This is a genomic window from Arthrobacter cheniae (genome assembly GCF_003602275.1).
Lineage (GTDB): Bacteria > Actinomycetota > Actinomycetes > Actinomycetales > Micrococcaceae > Arthrobacter_D > Arthrobacter_D cheniae.
In genome coordinates this window covers 338,239-354,605 of the sequence record NZ_QZVT01000002.1, presented here as the reverse complement: position 1 = coordinate 354,605, position 16,367 = coordinate 338,239, and the positions used below count along the sequence as shown (strand labels likewise).

Sequence of the window (16,367 nt, the reverse complement as noted above, 5' to 3'; positions counted from 1 at the left end):
GGACCGAACCGTCGGTCCGTAGCCAAGCACCGAAGGGAACAGCATGACTGAGAACGCAACGACCACCACAGGAACGAACGGCTTCAACCCGGGACGCGTCCTGGTGACCGGCGGAGGCTCCGGCCTCGGCGCCGCCATCGTGCAGGGCGTCATCAGGGCCGGGGGAACCCCCGTGGTCCTCGACCGCGACATCAGCCGCGTGACCGGCGTCAAGGCCTTCGAGGTGGACGTGGCCGACCGGCAGGCCGTCGAGAAAGCCGTGCAGGAGGCCGCCGAGATGATGGACGGGCTCGACGCCGTCGTGACCGCCGCCGGGATCGACCGCTGCGGTGCGCTCGATACCGTCCCCGCCGACCAGTGGGAGAAGGTGATCGGCGTGAACCTCATGGGCACGGCGTCGACCGCGCGCGCCGCGCTGCCGTACCTGAAGAAGACACACGGCCGCGTCGTGACGATCGCCTCGACGCTCGGCATCAAGGCCGTCGGCGACGCGACGGCCTACTGCGCCTCGAAATTCGGCGTCATGGGTTTCTCGCAGGCCCTCGCAGCCGAGACGGCAGGTCAGATCGGGGTGACGACGATCATTCCCGGCGGCATGAAGACACGGTTCTTCGACGATCGCGACGAGCAGTACAAGCCGCAGGACGACTCACGGCTCAACGACCCGGAGCGGGTCGCCGAGGCGATCCTCTTCGCGCTCTCGCAGCCCAAGAGCTGCGAGATCCGCGAGATGGTCATCGCCCACGCAGAAGAAGGCTCGTGGCCCTGAGTTCCGCCACGTCCGCGTAGACGGCGTCGGGCTGGACGGTCGCAACGAACGAGTCATCGTGCTCGCAGCGTGTCGCCGTCCAGCCGACCTGCGTGACGTCCACATCGCACACCGGGCACCGGGTCACCCACGAGAAGTGCACGCGGTGGAGTGAGCGTCCCATGGCGCCCGCGTTGATCACATTGCCGATCCAGTAGACGCCGATCGTCGGCGTGCCGACCGCCTGGGCCAGATGCCGCGGACCGCTGTCGTTGCCGACCATCACGGCGCTCCGGTCGAGGATCCCGGCGAGCTCTCCCAGGGTGAGCCGACCGGCGAGCGAGCGGACGTTCGCGGTCGGGTCCGCCTCAAGGGCGAGGCGGACGATCTCCTCCGCCGTCGGGGCATCGGTCTCGTCCCCTACGACCACCACCTCGCACCCGTCGGCCGCCGCGCGCAGTGCGACCTCCGCGAACGACGACGACGGCCACCGTCGGCGGGGATCCGTGGCTCCGGGATGCAGTGCGACCACGGGTCCGCCGCCTGTCAGCTGCGCCGCGCGCTCGACCTCCTCCGGCCTCAGGTCCAGGCGGGGTTCGAGGTCCACCGGCACGGCGCCCGCCAGCCCGACGACCTCGAGCGCGCGGAAGACCTCGTGCTGGTAATACACGTAGGGAATGGTCCGCTCCAGCCCGACGGCGTCGGGCGTCCGCGTACCGATGGTGTGGCGCGCGCCCAGGCGCAGGAGGAAGGGATTCGAGTTGCGTCCACCACCGTGCAGCTGCACAGCGAGGTCGAAGGATCCGCGGAGGCCGGCGAAGAACTGCTCGACGGCGACAGGATCCTCGTCATGGCCCGGACGGACTCCGGGGAAGTAGGGAAGCTCGACGATGCGGGAGACCGCACCGGGCCTGCCCTCCAGGAGGGCGGCATGCCCCGGCATGCCGAGCAGGGTGATGTCCGCATCGGGGTAGCAGCGCTTCAGGGCAGCGATGGCCGGCATGGCGAACATGAGGTCACCGAGGCCTCCTCCGCGCAGGACGGCGATCCGGCGCACGTCCTCGAACGGGGCGAGGACGGGTCCGACGGACCTCGCCGTGTCCTGTCGTCCGCCGAAGTCCGCCGTCGTGTTCGCGTTCCGCATGAAGCCCTTCCCCGTTCCTGTCCGCCACCACTGCTGATGAAGCTCGCAGCTGGAGACTGTCGATGACCCGCTGATGGACCCCTGGTGCCCTGCGCACGCACCGCAGCCGGCTCGGGGTCCCCCTCCACCTCTACACAGCGCTGCTGCTGCTGTCCACGCCTTTTCCTGGCGCCCGGGAACCGCCGGGCCTGTTTCCGCCACCCTATGCTAAGCGTGCTGATGGCTGCGCGGCGCGGCGGAGAAATCAGCTGACTCCCTGTGTGAAGCAGCGGGAGCGGGGGTATGGAACCACTAGCCGTGCTGCCGGAACGAAGAGCAGCGGCACCTCTGCAGTCAGTCGATATCAAGGAGCGCAATGTCCGTCCAGTCCCAGGCACCCTCCCTGCTCGATGCGCAGGAGGGCGCGTCCATCACGATCGTCAGTCCTGTGGACGGCACCGAGGTGGGCACCCTGCCCGGTACCGCCCGCGAGCAGGTCGCCCTTGCGGTGTCGCTGGCCCGGACGGTACAGCCCGAGTGGGCGGCCACCAGCCCGGCCGATCGCGGAGCAGCCCTCCGGCGGGCAGCGGCAGCCCTCCGCGACGGAGCCCGGGAACTCGCGGAACTCAATACCAGAGAGACCGGAAAACCGTTCTCGGACTCGCTCGGCGGCATCGAGGCAGGCATCTCGACGCTCGAACAGTACGCCGAGCTCGGTCCGGTGCACCGCGGGCTGAGCCTGCGGGGAGCCGTGACCGCAACCGACTACACCGTCGCCGAGCCGCGCGGCGTCGCGGTCCTCCTCACCCCGTGGAACGATCCCGTGGCTGTGGCGGCCGGTCTGATCGGTGCAGCGCTCGTCACGGGCAACACCGTCATCCACAAGCCCAGCGAGCGCTGCCCGCACGTGGGCGAACTGCTCGGACGCCTGCTCCAGCCGTCCTTCCCCGACGGCGTCCTCACCACCCTGACGGGTGGCGCCGAGGTCGGGCAGATGATCACCATGGAGACCGACGTCGACGTGTTCGCCCATGTCGGTTCCAGTGCCACGGGTGCGCGGATCGCGCGGGCCGCAGTCCTCACGGGAGCCCACGTCATCCGCGAGAACGGCGGCAACGACCCCCTGATCGTCGACGCCGATGTCGATCCGGTCTGGGCAGCGGGTCAGGCAGCCCTCGGAGCCTTCGCCAACGCAGGCCAGATCTGCACGTCCGTGGAACGCATCTACGTCCACCGGGACATTGCCGAGCCCTTCCTCGCCGCACTGACGGAGGAGGCCCGCACCCGTACCGCGAGCGGTAGTTTCCCGCCGCTCGTCGATCGCCGCATGCGGGACGCCGTCGATGCCCAGGTCAGCGAGGCGATCCGCGCAGGGGCGCGCTGCCTGGCAGGCGGCGCTGTCCCGGAAGGCCCCGGAGCGCACTACCCGGCGACCGTCCTCGCCGACTGCACCGGGACCATGACCGTCATGACCGAGGAGACCTTCGGACCCGTCGCCCCCGTGACCGTCGTCGACACCTTCGACGAAGGTCTTCGCCTGGCCGCGGCCGGACCCTACGGGTTGGCGGCCTCCGTCCTGACCGGCAGCATCGCACACGCGCAGCGGGCCATCGCCGGACTCGCCGTGGGCACGGTCAAGGTGAACGCCGTCTTCGGTGGTGCGCCCGGCGGGTCCGCCCAGCCGCGCGGCATCAGCGGCGCAGGCTTCGGTTACGGACCGGAACTCCTCGACGAGTTCGCCCTCGTGAAGGTCGTCCACATCAGCTCGCCGCCGCAGGGGGGCGCCTGATGGCGGAATCGTTCCAGGACCGGCTCGGCCCCGCAGCGGACGAACCGGACGGGGGAAGTGACGGGGACGAGCTCTCGGAGGTACGCGGGCTCGCTGCCTGGGTGCCCGCTGCCATCGCAGACCGTGCCCCGAGCATCACCGTGGTCGGCGATGCCATGCTGGACGGCTGGTGGAGCGGAACCATCGAGCGCTTCTGCCGTGAGGCGCCTGCACCCGTGGTCGACATCACGCGCCGCGACTACGCAGCCGGTGGTGCGGCGAACACCGCGATGAACCTCGCCGCCCTCGGAGCACGGGTGCGCATGTGCGGCCTGATCGGGACCGACGACGCCGGACGCCGCCTCCGCGCGATCCTGGATGACGCCGGTGTGGACACGACCGACCTCGTGCAGGACGATCGCGTCGGCACCACCACGAAGTACCGGATCCTCGGCGGCGACCAGGTCATGCTGCGCCTCGACGACACGCACGACCAGCTCCCCGGGCCGGCGATCAGTGCGCTCGCCGCCCGGGTCCCGCACGCCGTCGCTGGGGTGGACGCCGTCGTCGTCTGCGACTACGGCTCGGGCGCGCTCGGCGACGAGGTCCGCGCGGCTCTCGTGGCCGTGTCGGCCATCGACCCGCGCATCCTGATCGTGGTCGACGCGCACGATACCGCTGCCTGGTCGGAGCTCAATCCGCACCTCGTCACGCCCAACGCCGGAGAAGCGGCGCAGGTCCTCGCGACCCGCCTCGATCCGCGCTCGGACAGGGCTGCCGCAGTTACCGCGCGCCGTGCCGAACTGCTCGCGGCGACCAACGCCGCCGCGGTCGTCGTGACACTGGACCGTGACGGGACGGTGCTCCTCACGCGGGACGGCGGCGGACACCGGACGTGGGCCAGGCCCGCCACGGAGAAGCAGGCGTCCGGCGCAGGAGACACCTTCGTCGCGAGCCTCACCGTCGCGCGAGCGGCAGGGCTCCCGCTGACCACGAGCCTCGACCTCGCCCAGGCCGCCGCCGACGTCGTCGTGCACCGCCCGGGCACCTCCGTCTGCACGACGGCGGATCTCACGCGCCACCTCCAGCAGGTCGCGGACACCGCGCTTTCGACGGCCGACCTCCTGCGGCGGGTGGAGGAGGACCGCGCAGCAGGCAGGCGCATCGTCCTCACCAACGGCTGCTTCGATGTGCTGCACCGCGGCCACACGCGCTACCTCAACCAGGCCAAGCAGCTCGGCGACATCCTCGTCGTCGCTCTCAACGACGACGACGGCGTCCGTCGGCTCAAGGGACCGGACCGGCCCATCAACCCGATCGCCGACCGTGCCGGGATCATCGCATCCCTCAGCTGCGTGGACTACGTGACCGTGTTCGATACGGACACCCTTGTCCCGCTGATCGAGCTCCTGAGGCCCGATGTCTATGCGAAGGGCGGTGACTACACCGCGCAGATGCTGGAGGAGACGCCGGCCGTCGAGGCCTGCGGGGGCAGGGTCAGCATCCTCGACTACGTGCCCGAGCGCTCGACCGCCGCCGTGGTGCGCAGGATCCGGTCGACGCCGGTCCCCGGTGACGCGCCGTGACACCACGCTGGTCGGGGGAGTGGGCGCTCGAGGCTCCCAGCGAGGAGCCTCTCGTCGACGTGCTGATCCCCTCCTACGGACGGGCCGCGGAACTCGCCGTGACGCTCTCCGGGCTCGCAGCGCAGGAGGGTGTGCCCTTCCGGGTCATCGTCAGTGACCAGACCGAGGGCGAGGCCGCCTCCTTCATGCAGCCGGCGGTCCGGGCGATGGTCCGGGTCCTCGAGGCCCAGGGCCACCGCGTGCAGCTCGAGCGTCACCTGCCCCGCAGGGGGCTCGCCGAGCACCGGGACTACCTCCTGGGACTGGCGAGTGCCCCCTTCGTCCTCTTCCTCGACAACGACGTATGGCTCGAACCCGGCTCGCTGGTACGGATGAGCAGGGCGTTGGAGGCATCGGGCTGCGGGTTCATCGGTTCTGCCGTGCAGGGTCTGTCCTACCTCACCGACCGCAGGCCGCACGAGCGTATCGGGCTGGCTCTGTGGCCGGACGACGAGGTGCTCCCGGAGCGGATCCGGCCGGGGAGTGAGGGTTTTTCCCGCTGGCCCCTCCACAATGCCGCCAACCTCGCCCACGCCGCCGCCGAGCTCGGGATCCCGCAGGGGGAGTGGCGGCTGTACCGCGTCGCGTGGGTGGGCGGGTGCGTCCTGTTCGACCGCGAGGCCCTCGTGGCGTGCGGTGGGTTCGATTTCTGGGACAGGCTTCCGCCCGGGCACGCCGGAGAGGACGTCGCCGCGCAGTGGCGCGTCATGGAGCGCTACGGCGGAGCAGGCATCATCCCCTCCGGCGCGGTGCACCTCGAGGCGCCCACCACGGTGACCGACCGTGAGATAGACGCTGCCCACGTGATCCTGGGCCAGTGACGGCGCCCCCGCCGGGAGCGCCACCATGCAGGGAAATCGAACCGATACGAAGGAGCACCACATGGCAGATCCAAGTCCGATCGACATCCAGAAGGCACTGGGCGGCATGGAGTATCCGGCGTCCAGGGAGGACCTCGTCAAGCACGCCGAGGGAAAGGGCGCGGACGGATCCGTGCTGGAAACGCTGAAGAACCTGCCGGACCGTGAGTTCGATTCGCCGACGGATGTGAACAAGGAAGCATCCAGGTAGGAGGCGCCCGACGGCGGTGCCCGGGGTGGGTGCCGCCGTCGTCGTCCGACGTCCCGGAAGGACGGCATGAAGAACCAGGAATACACCCCGGTGACCGAGGCGCCGCCGGCCGCGGACGCACCTCAGCCGTCCCCGGGCAGCGACAGCACGCTGACGGTCATCATCGCGTTCGTCGCGAACCTCGTGGTCGCCGCCGCCAAGACCTTCGCGGCGATCGTCACGGGGTCCGCCTCGATGACCGCGGAAGCAGCCCACTCCTGGGCCGACACCGGGAACCAGATCTTCCTGCTCGTCGCCGAGCGCAAGTCCAGGCGCCACCGGGACCGCACACACCCGATGGGGTACGGACGGGAGGCCTACGTCTGGTCCATGTTCGCCGCCTTCGGGCTCTTCACGGCCGGCGCCGTCGTGTCCATCACGCACGGGGTCCAGCAACTGCTCGAGCCCGAACCCGCCGGTGACTACGGCATCGCCTACGCCGTCCTCGCGGTCGCGTTCGTCCTCGAGGGGATCTCGTTCACCCAGGCGTTCCGGCAGGCCCGCAGGGCTGGGCGCGAGAGCGGCACCTCAACCCTGCACAGCGTTTCGACGACGTCGAACCCGACGCTCCGCGCTGTCTTCGCAGAGGACTCGGCTGCCCTGATCGGGCTTGTCCTCGCGTTCGTGGGCATCCTCCTGCACCAGCTCACGGGTTCACCCGTACCGGATGCGATCGGCTCCATCCTCGTGGGCGTCCTCCTGGGAGTGATAGCCGTGATCCTGATCGACCGCAACCGGCGCTTCCTCGTGGGGCAGGCCGTGTCTCCCGCCCTCCTCGAGTCGGTGGCCGAGCGGCTCAGCGCGCACCGGAGCATCGAGCGCGTGACCTATCTCCACCTCGAGTACGTGGGACCCGAGCGGTTGTACCTGGTGGCGGCGGTGGACCTCGTGGGGGACCGTCGGGAGCACGACGTCGCCATCGCCCTCCGTGCGGTCGAACACGACATCGAGGACCACGAGCGTATCGAGGAGGCCGTGCTCACGCTGTCCATGCCGGACGAACCGACACTGACCTTCGAGACCGGTGCGCGGGCCTGACGGTCGAGCGGCGGCTCCTACCCGCCGATCCCTGCCTCCTGGGCATCGGTGGCTCCGCCCGCGTCGGGACCCGCACCAGCCCCGGCGATGTTGACCATCCATGAGATGCCGAACCGGTCGATGCACATGCCGAAGCTGTCACCCCACGGTGACGCAGCCAGCGGCATGATCTCGGTGCCGCTCCCGGCGAGGGCATCCCAGTAGCCGCGGAGCTCCGCCTCGTCGTCGCCGCTGAGCGAGAGCGAATGACCGCTCGGAGCGCTGTACTCCATGCTGTTCGGCGTATCGGCGGCCATGAGCACCTGCCCTGACGGAGTCGTCAGCATCGAATGCATGACCTTGTCCTGCTCCGCCGGGTCCTCGCTGACCTGGTATTCGGCGAAGGTGCTGCGCTGCAGCTCACCGCCGAACACCGACTGGTAGAAGTCCATCGCCTCAGTCGCGTTGTCCTTGAAATTCAGGTACGTGTTGATCGTCGCCGCCATGATGTCTGCTCCTGTCATAACCCGCGCTGTCTGGGCGAAGGTGCCTGTGGGAGCGATTATGCTCCGCGTGGGAGCAGTCAGGGAAGACCCGGCGCGTAGGCGCCGCCCGCCCCGTCCATCCGATGCTCAGGACGGCGAGGGCTCCGGCCGCGCACCGATCGCACCGGCAACCTTCTTCTCGAGAGAGGTGATGGTGGCGTCGGGGAGGACGATCAGCCCGTCCAGCTCCCGGCGCGCGCGTCGATACGCCGTCTGGCGCTCAGCTGCTGTCGCGGCGTCGTCGACGGCCACGGTGACGAGCTTGCGCGCCGTGTCCAGGCGCAGGCGCTCATCGGTCGTGAACCCGCTCGCCCTGACGCGTCGGGCCTCGGTTTCGGCCACCTGGAACGCGACGTCGAACGAGGTGACCGCCGAGCGGTACGCGGCGAGTTCCTCGGACGAGACGCCCGCGGGTTCCTGTGGCCGCAGTGAGTCGGCCTCCCGCTTGGCGCGGAGGAAGGCGACGGTGAGCGGCTCCCGCACGTCGGTCATCATCGGGTAGTCGATGAGCTTGGCAGCATCGAGCTCGTAGGACAGCCATTTCCTGTCGACCTCGTCATGCATGCGCTCGACGTGCCGGACGTCACGCTCCCGGCCGGCCCGGTTCTGTGCCGGATCGCCGGTCGGCTGCTGCGGTGCCTGCGGGAGTGCCGGATTCTTGAGCCGGTACAGCTCCATCCTGCGCTGGTGGCGCCGCTCGCCCGCCGCGGACCACGACTTACCCCATACCGCGAATACCCCGGACAGGGGGAAGACAAGCCACCAGTAGTTCCCGGCAAAGGACAGGATTTCGTTCACGCGTCCATCGTAGGCCCGGGGGACAAGCATGTCGGCGGCGTGATGACGAGGTGCTGGTGCCGATACTGCTGCAGGCGCCGTCGCGGCACGCCCGGTGGCCGCCGTGACGGCGCGACGTGCGTCAGCCGTTCGTGTCCCCGCGGCGCTTCTGCATCCTCCTCGTGCGGCGGAAGAACGACACCAGGACCAGGGTGCTCACCAGGAGGTGGAGGATCGACAGGGAGGGCAGGACCGTCAGGAACAGGACGGTCAGGAGGCCGAGGAGGATGGCCAACCGGACAAGGGGAAGGTAGGGCGCCGGGATCGGACGGGGCCAGGGATGGTAGTCGAAGGCGGGCCGATCGTCCGCGGCATTCCTGGTCATCTACGTCCCTCCGCCGACCGACACCTGCGCCTGCACGCTTTCTTCCATCGTGCAGACCGGTGGACCGTGGTGCAATGAGTGATGGGACCTGGGAACGGGCTTGACCCCGCGCCGACCATGTCGGGAACCCTCGACAACATCCGGGCATAACGAAACCCCGCCCTCCAGGCGGCGAGACCTGAAGAACGGGGTAACGAAGTGCACCCCTCGGGACTTGAACCCGAAACCCATTGATTAAGAGTCAATTGCTCTGCCAATTGAGCTAGAGGTGCGTGGCTTTCTACCTCCCGATTTCACCCGGTCTGGTCATCCGCAACAGCATGAGACTCTACCAGCACTTCCGCCCAAACATGAAACCGGACGCTCACCCCGACAGCCCGACGGCGATGCGCAGGATCCTCGCTCCGCCGGACTCGTTGGTCGCGACGAGCAGCGAACCGTCCCCCGCCCCTGCGACGTCCCGCAGGCGTCCGTAGGACCCGTCGAAGTGGCTGACCGGTTCCCCGGCCGTGCCGCCCTCGAGCGGGACCTGCCACAGCCGCTGCCCGCGCAGGCCCCCGATGTAGGCGATGTCATCGAGGATGGTCATGCCGCTGGGGGAGGACGACGCCGTCGACGGCCACACCACCTGGGCGTCGAGGAAACGGGAATCGCCCGGAGCGCCGGTGACCTCGGGCCAGCCGTAGTTCCCGCCCGGCTGCACGAGGTTCAGTTCGTCGTCGATCTCCGGTCCGAACTCCGTCGCCCAGAGTGCACCGGCGGAGTCCCAGGCGAGGCCCTGCACGTTTCGGTGTCCCAGGCTGTAGACGGGGGAGCCGGGAATGGGGTTGTCGGCGGGGATGTCGCCGTCGACCGTGATCCTGAGGATCTTTCCGCCGAGGTTCCCGGGATCCTGCGCGTTCGGGCGGACTCCGGCGTCGCCCGTGCCGATGTAGAGGTGACCGTCGGGCCCGACGGCGATCCGCCCGCCGTTGTGGATGTCGGCCTTCGGTATGCCTGTCAGGATCGGCTCCGGGGCACCGAGCCCGCCGTCGCTCAGCGGGAGGCGCACCACGCGGTTGTCCATGGCCGAGGTGTAGTAGGCGTACAGGACTGCGGGGTCGGCACTGTTTGCGACGGCGAGGCCCAGGAGTCCTCCCTCGCCGGCCGCGGCCGTAGCGTCGGCGATGGTGCCGATGACCTCCCGGGTGGTCTCGTTGATCCGCCTGATCTCCCCGGTGTCGCGCTCCGAGACGAGCAGGCTGCCGTCGTCGAGCACCACGATGGACCACGGGAGGCCGAGCCCCGACACCGCATCACCCTCGTAGGACAGGGCGGGAGGAACGGCGGCCGAGGCACCCGCGACGGGAGCGGAGGCTGCGGAGGCACCGGCGAAGACCGGCTCCGGTTCGGCCGCCTCGGGTGAGCAGGCGGTCAGGACCAGCAGTGCGAGGGCCGGCAGGATGGCCCGGGAGGGGGATCGGGCGGGTCGCCGTCGTGCTGCGGCTGACATGTTCCGACCCTAGGACGGGCTTTTCCGGGTGTCCACCCTCGTCGGCCGCGGGGCAGCCGCAGCCCCGGCGCTAGGCTGGCACCATGACCGACCCCTCGACTCCTTCCGCCGGCCCGATCGTCCGAACCCTGAGCGTCCCCTCCGCGGATCTGCGCGATTCGCTGGCAGACGTCTCTCCAGCCGTCGACGTGGTGCTGTGGGATTTCAGCGATGCCCCCGAGGGCTTCGACCCTGCGCAGCTGGACGCCGCAGTCCTGCCCTACACGGGACGGGCGCACCTCGACGGAGCCCTCGATGCGGCGCCGAACCTGCGGCTCGTGCAGACGCAGTCCACGGGGTACGACGGCGTCGCGGACCTCGTCGGACCGGGAGTGGCGATCGCGACGGCAGCCGGGGTGCACGCTGCGGCCACCGCCGAGCTGGCCGTCGGGCTGGCCCTCGCGTCGCTGCGCGGGATCGACGACGCCGTGCGGCAGCAGTCCGAGGGCCGGTGGCACAGCGCCCGCTACCCGGGCCTCGCGGACCGGCGGGTGCTGCTCGTCGGCGTCGGTGGCATCGGCGAGGAGATCCGCCGCCGGCTCGTGACCTTCGAGGCGGAGGTGACCCGGGTCGGCAGCGCGGCCCGCGACGACGACCTCGGGCACGTCCACGGCAGCGACGAGCTGGTCGGCCTCGCGCCGGACCACGACGTCGTCATCGTCATCACACCCCTGACCGGAGCGACGCGCGGACTGATCGGCCGCGAGGTCCTCGCTGCCCTGCCCGACGGCGCGCTCATCGTCAATGTGGCCCGCGGCGCCGTCGTCGACACGGAGGCACTGACACGCGAGGTCCTGGCGGGTCGGCTCAGAGCGGCGCTCGACGTCGTCGACCCGGAGCCACTGCCCGAGGGCCATCCGCTGTGGAGCGCTCCCGGAGTGATCATCACCCCCCATATCGGCGGCAACACGGAGGCTTTCCCGCCTCGAATCCTCGCACTGCTGAAGCGTCAGGTCGGGCTTCTCGGGGAGGGCCGCGAGCCGGAGAACCTCGTACGGAAGGGCCCCTGGGACTAGGTCGTCCCATCCGGACGCAGGTTCATCAGGCCATCGCGATGAAGGCATCCATGAAGGCGTTGAAGTCGATCACGTCGTCGTCCTGCGGCAGGTGCAGGGGAGTGCCCGGCCCGATATCGAGCACCGGATCGGCGGACACGTCGAAGCGGAAGATCCGCCCCGTGCTCGTGCCGACTTCGAAGCTGTCGTCGGCATCCCACTGGAGCGCATGCGCGAGATTGGTCATGTTCACCTCGACGGGCACACCGGCGCCCGTGATGCCGGTCAGGTCCACCGGCGCGATCATGAGTTCCATCGGCTTCCAGCGATAGCCGACCACGTAGGCGGTGGCGGACGGCGACGGAGCCACCGGAGCCGACCGCGAGGTTCGCGCGCGTCCCGCCGCCTGGCCCGCGTGCCGTGCCGCGAAGACCAGGTTGTAGTCGCCGTAGTTGGGGATCTGCCCGTCGAAGACGCGGCGCAGGGCGTTCTTCAGTCCCTGTCCGCCGTCGAGGGGTGGGCTGGAGTCGGAGGGCTCATCGGGAGTCATATCACGCCGTTGCGGTAGGAGGCTGTCGGACTGGTCCCGTCCGGGACTTCTCGCGGAGCTCTCGGCCGGCGGGCCGGAAGGACTGCCCGCGAGATCCACACTGTACCGGAGGGCGGCGGGAGGGCACGAGGATCCGCGCGGGTGGAGACGGCCCTTCCTTCCCCGTCGCCGGCTGCTGTAACAGGAGGGTCATATGGCGAAACGTGCCTGCAACGCGGGCCTAGACTTTCCCTCATGAGCGTGGAAACAACTCCAGACATCAAGCCCAGAAGCCGCATCGTCACGGACGGAATCCATGCGGCGCCCGCACGCGGCATGCTTCGTGCGGTGGGAATGGGCGACGACGACTTCGCCAAGCCGCAGGTCGGCGTCGCGAGCTCCTGGAACGAGATCACCCCCTGCAACCTGTCCCTCAACCGCCTGGCGGAGGGCGCGAAGGAAGGCGTCCGCGCGGCCGGCGGGTTCCCCATGCAGTTCGGCACCATCTCCGTCTCCGACGGCATCTCGATGGGTCACGAGGGCATGCACTTCTCGCTCGTGTCACGGGAAGTCATCGCCGACTCCGTGGAGACGGTCATGCAGGCCGAGCGCATCGACGGGTCCGTGCTCCTCGCCGGCTGTGACAAATCGCTGCCCGGGATGCTCATGGCAGCCGCACGCCTCGACCTCGCCTCCGTCTTCCTGTACGCGGGCACCATCATGCCGGGCTTCGCGAAGCTCGAGGACGGCACGGAGAAGGAAGTCACCCTCATCGACGCCTTCGAGGCGGTGGGTGCCTGCGCCGCCGGCACGATGAGCCTCAAGGACCTCGACAGCATCGAACGCGCCGTTTGTCCCGGGGAGGGTGCGTGCGGCGGTATGTACACCGCCAACACCATGGCCTGCATCGGCGAGGCCCTCGGGATGTCACTGCCCGGGTCCGCCGCACCTCCCTCGGTCGATCGCCGACGCGACGCGTTCGCGCAGAAGTCCGGCGAGGCCGTCGTGAACCTCCTGCGCCTCGGCATCACGGCGCGCGACATCATGACCAAGAAGGCCTTCGAGAACGCCATCGCGGTCACCATGGCCTTCGGCGGTTCGACGAACGCCGTCCTGCACCTCCTCGCGATCGCCCGCGAGGCCGAGGTGGACCTCACGCTCGACGACTTCAGCCGCATCGGTGACACGATCCCGCACCTGGGCGACCTCAAGCCGTTCGGGCGCTATGTGATGTTCGACGTCGACAAGGTGGGCGGGGTGCCGGTGATCATGAAGGCACTGCTCGACGCCGGACTGCTGCACGGCGACTGCCTCACCGTCACCGGCAAGACGCTCGCGGAGAACCTCGCGGACATCAACCCGCCGGACCTCGACGGCAAGATCCTCCGCGCACTCGACAACCCGCTGCACAAGACCGGCGGCATCACGATCCTGCATGGCTCGCTGGCACCCGAGGGTGCCGTGGTCAAGAGCGCCGGTTTCGATGCCGACGTCTTCGAAGGCACCGCGCGCGTCTTCGAGCGTGAGAACGGTGCCCTCGAGGCGCTCGACGCCGGCGCCATCCACGCCGGCGACGTCGTCGTCATCCGCTACGAGGGGCCGAAGGGCGGGCCGGGCATGCGCGAGATGCTCGCGATCACCGGCGCCATCAAGGGTGCGGGCCTCGGCAAGGACGTCCTCCTCCTGACCGACGGACGCTTCTCGGGCGGCACCACGGGCCTGTGCATCGGCCACGTCGCACCCGAGGCGGTCGACGGCGGTCCCATCGCGTTCGTGCGCGACGGCGACCGCATCCGGGTCGACATCGCGGCCAAGAGCTTCGACCTGCTCGTCGACGAGGCCGAGCTGGAGGAGCGCAGGGTGGGCTGGGAGCCGCTCCCCGCCCGCTACACCAAGGGCGTGCTCGCGAAGTATGCCAAGCTCGTCCACTCGGCGTCGACCGGTGCCTACTGCGGCTAGCGCAGGTTCGCGTGGCCGGCGCGGGGGCATCTTCCCCCCGCGCCGGTGAGATGGGGAAGAGCGTTAGTGTCCACTAACTGGACGCAGGAGTCCACCATGTGAGATCGCAGGGGGTGTGGTTGACACCCTTTCGCGGGGGCGAGGAGACTACAGGTATGCAGCTCGAACCCGTAGTCGTCGTCCTTATGCAGCGCGTGGCCTGAAGCCCGTCTCATCGACGACTGCAGTCACGCGCAACCCCTCGCAGAGCCCGACAAGGCTGAGGGGTTTTTTTGTTGACACAATCTGTCGACGGAAGAGGGGCGCGTGGAAGTCCGTCCGCAGTTCCAGCTGCAGCAGTGCAGCACACGTTCCGAAGGAAGTCTGAGATGTCCAAGGGATCGCCCATCAGCCCAGCGCTGTTGGCAGCAAGACCAGCACCTCCCGCAGCACCCGCGCGCGAGACCGCGGCCGCGCCCGTCGTCCCGGTGAGCGCCGTCCGAGGGTCCAACGCCGTCGTGGCGCCCACCGAGATGCTCGGGTCCGCCGCGATCGTCCGGTCCCTCGAGGAACTCGGAGTCGACGACGTCTTCGGTCTTCCCGGCGGGGCGATCCTTCCCACGTACGACCCGCTCCTGGCCTCCACGAAACTCCGCCACATCCTCGTGCGCCACGAGCAGGGTGCGGGCCACGCGGCGCAGGGCTACGCCATGGTGACCGGCCGCCCCGGAGTCTGCATCGTGACCTCGGGCCCGGGTGCCACCAACCTCGTGACGGCCATCGCCGACGCCCACATGGATTCCGTGCCCATGGTCGCCATCACGGGCCAGGTCTCGAGCGCCTTCATCGGATCGGACGCGTTCCAGGAAGCGGACATCGTCGGCATCACGATGCCGATCACCAAGCACTCCTACCTCGTGACCAAGGCGCAGGACATCCCCCGCGTCCTCGCGGAGGCCTTCCACATCGCGACGACCGGACGCCCCGGTCCGGTGCTCGTCGATATCGCCAAGGATGCGCAGCAGTCGACGATGATCTTCTCCTGGCCGCCCAAGGTGGACATCCCCGGCTACCGCCCGGTGATGCGCGGGCACTCGAAGCAGGTCCGCGAGGCCGCACGCCTCATCAGCGGCTCGCAGCGCCCCGTCTTCTACGTAGGCGGAGGCGTGGTCAAGGGCCATGCGTCCGCCGAGTTGAAGGAGCTCGCAGAGCTCGTCGGCGCGCCCGTGGTGACGACGCTGATGGCCCGCGGCGTCTTCCCGGACTCCCACGACCAGCACGTGGGCATGCCCGGCATGCACGGCTCGGTCTCCGCTGTCACGGCCCTGCAGCAGGCGGACCTCCTCATCACCCTCGGAGCCCGCTTCGACGACCGCGTCACCGGCGTGCTCTCCAGCTTCGCGCCGAACGCCAAGGTCATCCACGCCGACATCGACCCGGCCGAGATCTCGAAGAACCGCACGGCCGACGTGCCCATCGTCGGGTCCGTCAAGGAGATCATCCCCGAGCTGACCGCCGCCGTCCGTGAAAGTTTCGGAACGCAGGAACGGCCGGACATCTCCGCCTGGTGGAGGACCATCAACCACCTGCGTGAGACCTACCCGGTCGGCTTCACCCAGCCCGACGACGGCCTGTCGGCACCCCAGCAGGTCATCAAGCGCATCGGCGAACTCACCGGACCGGAAGGCGTCTTCGTCTCCGGAGTCGGCCAGCACCAGATGTGGGCGGCACAGTTCATCCAGTACGAGCGCCCCCACGCCTGGCTGAACTCGGGCGGCCTCGGCACCATGGGCTACTCGGTCCCGGCAGCCATGGGCGCGAAGGTCGGCAACCCGGACCGCGTGGTCTGGGCCATCGACGGCGACGGCTGTTTCCAGATGACCAACCAGGAACTGGCGACCTGCGTCATCAACAACATCCCCATCAAGGTCGCGGTCATCAACAACTCGTCCCTAGGTATGGTGCGGCAGTGGCAGACCCTCTTCTACGAGGGGCGCTACTCCAACACGGACCTCAATACCGGGCACGACACCGTTCGTGTGCCCGACTTCGTGAAGCTCGCCGATGCCTACGGCTGCGTGGGGCTGCGCTGTGAGCGCGACGAGGACATCGACGCCACCATCCAGCAGGCCCTTGCGATCAACGACCGCCCTGTCGTCATCGACTTCGTGGTCAGCCGCGACTCGATGGTGTGGCCGATGGTGCCCTCGGGCGTCAGTAACGACCTCATCCAGATTGCCCGCAACATGACCCCGACCTGGGAGCAGGAGGACTGA

Annotated in this window: 15 protein-coding genes and 1 tRNA gene; 9 read left to right on the top strand and 7 right to left on the bottom strand. The window is 69.3% G+C overall.

From position 1 onward, the window contains the following. The first annotated feature begins 43 nt into the window (after positions 1-43). On the top strand, positions 44-769 hold the full coding sequence (locus D6T63_RS04930; protein ID WP_120147900.1) for an SDR family oxidoreductase: 726 nt from the start codon (positions 44-46) through the stop codon (positions 767-769). Here the strand turns inward: D6T63_RS04930 and D6T63_RS04925 are convergent. Beyond that, positions 735-1,892, bottom strand: a complete 1,158-nt coding sequence (locus tag D6T63_RS04925) for a glycosyltransferase family 9 protein (RefSeq protein WP_120147899.1) — start codon at positions 1,890-1,892, stop codon at positions 735-737. The genes D6T63_RS04930 and D6T63_RS04925 overlap by 35 nt on opposite strands. Before the next feature lie 355 nt (positions 1,893-2,247). On the opposite strand from D6T63_RS04925, the gene D6T63_RS04920 reads away from it, so the two are divergent. The 5 genes from D6T63_RS04920 (at position 2,248) to D6T63_RS04900 (ending at position 7,412) form a co-directional block, all read left to right on the top strand. Continuing rightward, on the top strand, positions 2,248-3,660 hold the full coding sequence (locus tag D6T63_RS04920; protein ID WP_120147898.1) for an aldehyde dehydrogenase family protein: 1,413 nt from the start codon (positions 2,248-2,250) through the stop codon (positions 3,658-3,660). Beyond that, entirely contained in the window at positions 3,660-5,225 is a 1,566-nt protein-coding gene (locus D6T63_RS04915; protein ID WP_120147897.1) for a PfkB family carbohydrate kinase, read from the top strand. The genes D6T63_RS04920 and D6T63_RS04915 overlap by 1 nt, the downstream gene beginning before the upstream one ends. Continuing rightward, on the top strand, positions 5,222-6,085 hold the full coding sequence (locus tag D6T63_RS04910) for a glycosyltransferase family 2 protein (protein ID WP_120147896.1): 864 nt from the start codon (positions 5,222-5,224) through the stop codon (positions 6,083-6,085). The genes D6T63_RS04915 and D6T63_RS04910 overlap by 4 nt, the downstream gene beginning before the upstream one ends. A 61-nt stretch (positions 6,086-6,146) precedes the next feature. Beyond that, positions 6,147-6,335 (top strand): DUF2795 domain-containing protein, encoded by a 189-nt coding sequence (locus D6T63_RS04905; RefSeq protein ID WP_120147895.1) that lies wholly within the window; start codon positions 6,147-6,149, stop codon positions 6,333-6,335. A gap of 66 nt (positions 6,336-6,401) precedes the next feature. Beyond that, complete coding sequence (locus D6T63_RS04900; RefSeq protein WP_120147894.1) at positions 6,402-7,412, top strand: cation diffusion facilitator family transporter; 1,011 nt, start codon at positions 6,402-6,404, stop codon at positions 7,410-7,412. A 17-nt stretch (positions 7,413-7,429) separates the two neighbouring features. On the opposite strand, the gene D6T63_RS04895 is transcribed toward D6T63_RS04900, so the two are convergent. The 5 genes from D6T63_RS04895 to D6T63_RS04875 all read right to left on the bottom strand — a co-directional run bounded on the left by D6T63_RS04895 (position 7,430) and on the right by D6T63_RS04875 (position 10,590). Beyond that, positions 7,430-7,897, bottom strand: coding sequence for a VOC family protein (locus D6T63_RS04895; protein WP_120147893.1), 468 nt, complete (start codon positions 7,895-7,897; stop codon positions 7,430-7,432). A gap of 126 nt (positions 7,898-8,023) precedes the next feature. Continuing rightward, positions 8,024-8,734 carry a hypothetical protein gene (locus D6T63_RS04890; protein WP_235830558.1) on the bottom strand — a complete coding sequence of 237 codons (711 nt, stop codon included), beginning with the start codon at positions 8,732-8,734 and terminating at the stop codon, positions 8,024-8,026. 121 nt (positions 8,735-8,855) lie between these two features. After that, positions 8,856-9,098, bottom strand: a complete 243-nt coding sequence (locus D6T63_RS04885; protein ID WP_120147891.1) for a hypothetical protein — start codon at positions 9,096-9,098, stop codon at positions 8,856-8,858. Between the two features lie 199 nt (positions 9,099-9,297). Then, positions 9,298-9,370 (bottom strand) — tRNA-Lys (locus D6T63_RS04880). 92 nt (positions 9,371-9,462) lie between these two features. Further along, entirely contained in the window at positions 9,463-10,590 is a 1,128-nt protein-coding gene (locus D6T63_RS04875; RefSeq protein WP_120147890.1) for a PQQ-dependent sugar dehydrogenase, read from the bottom strand. Positions 10,591-10,673: 83 nt separating this feature from the next. Here D6T63_RS04875 and D6T63_RS04870 point away from each other — a divergent pair, with 83 nt between their 5' ends. Further along, positions 10,674-11,645: a 2-hydroxyacid dehydrogenase gene (locus D6T63_RS04870; protein ID WP_120147889.1), complete on the top strand. Its 972-nt coding sequence runs from the start codon at positions 10,674-10,676 to the stop codon at positions 11,643-11,645. A gap of 25 nt (positions 11,646-11,670) precedes the next feature. On the opposite strand, the gene D6T63_RS04865 is transcribed toward D6T63_RS04870, so the two are convergent. Beyond that, entirely contained in the window at positions 11,671-12,174 is a 504-nt protein-coding gene (locus D6T63_RS04865; protein WP_120147888.1) for a hypothetical protein, read from the bottom strand. A gap of 234 nt (positions 12,175-12,408) precedes the next feature. Between D6T63_RS04865 and ilvD the strand changes: the two genes are divergently transcribed. Further along, entirely contained in the window at positions 12,409-14,112 is a 1,704-nt protein-coding gene (gene ilvD / locus D6T63_RS04860) for a dihydroxy-acid dehydratase (RefSeq protein WP_120147887.1), read from the top strand. A gap of 368 nt (positions 14,113-14,480) precedes the next feature. Next, complete coding sequence (locus tag D6T63_RS04855) at positions 14,481-16,367, top strand: acetolactate synthase large subunit (protein ID WP_120147886.1); 1,887 nt, start codon at positions 14,481-14,483, stop codon at positions 16,365-16,367.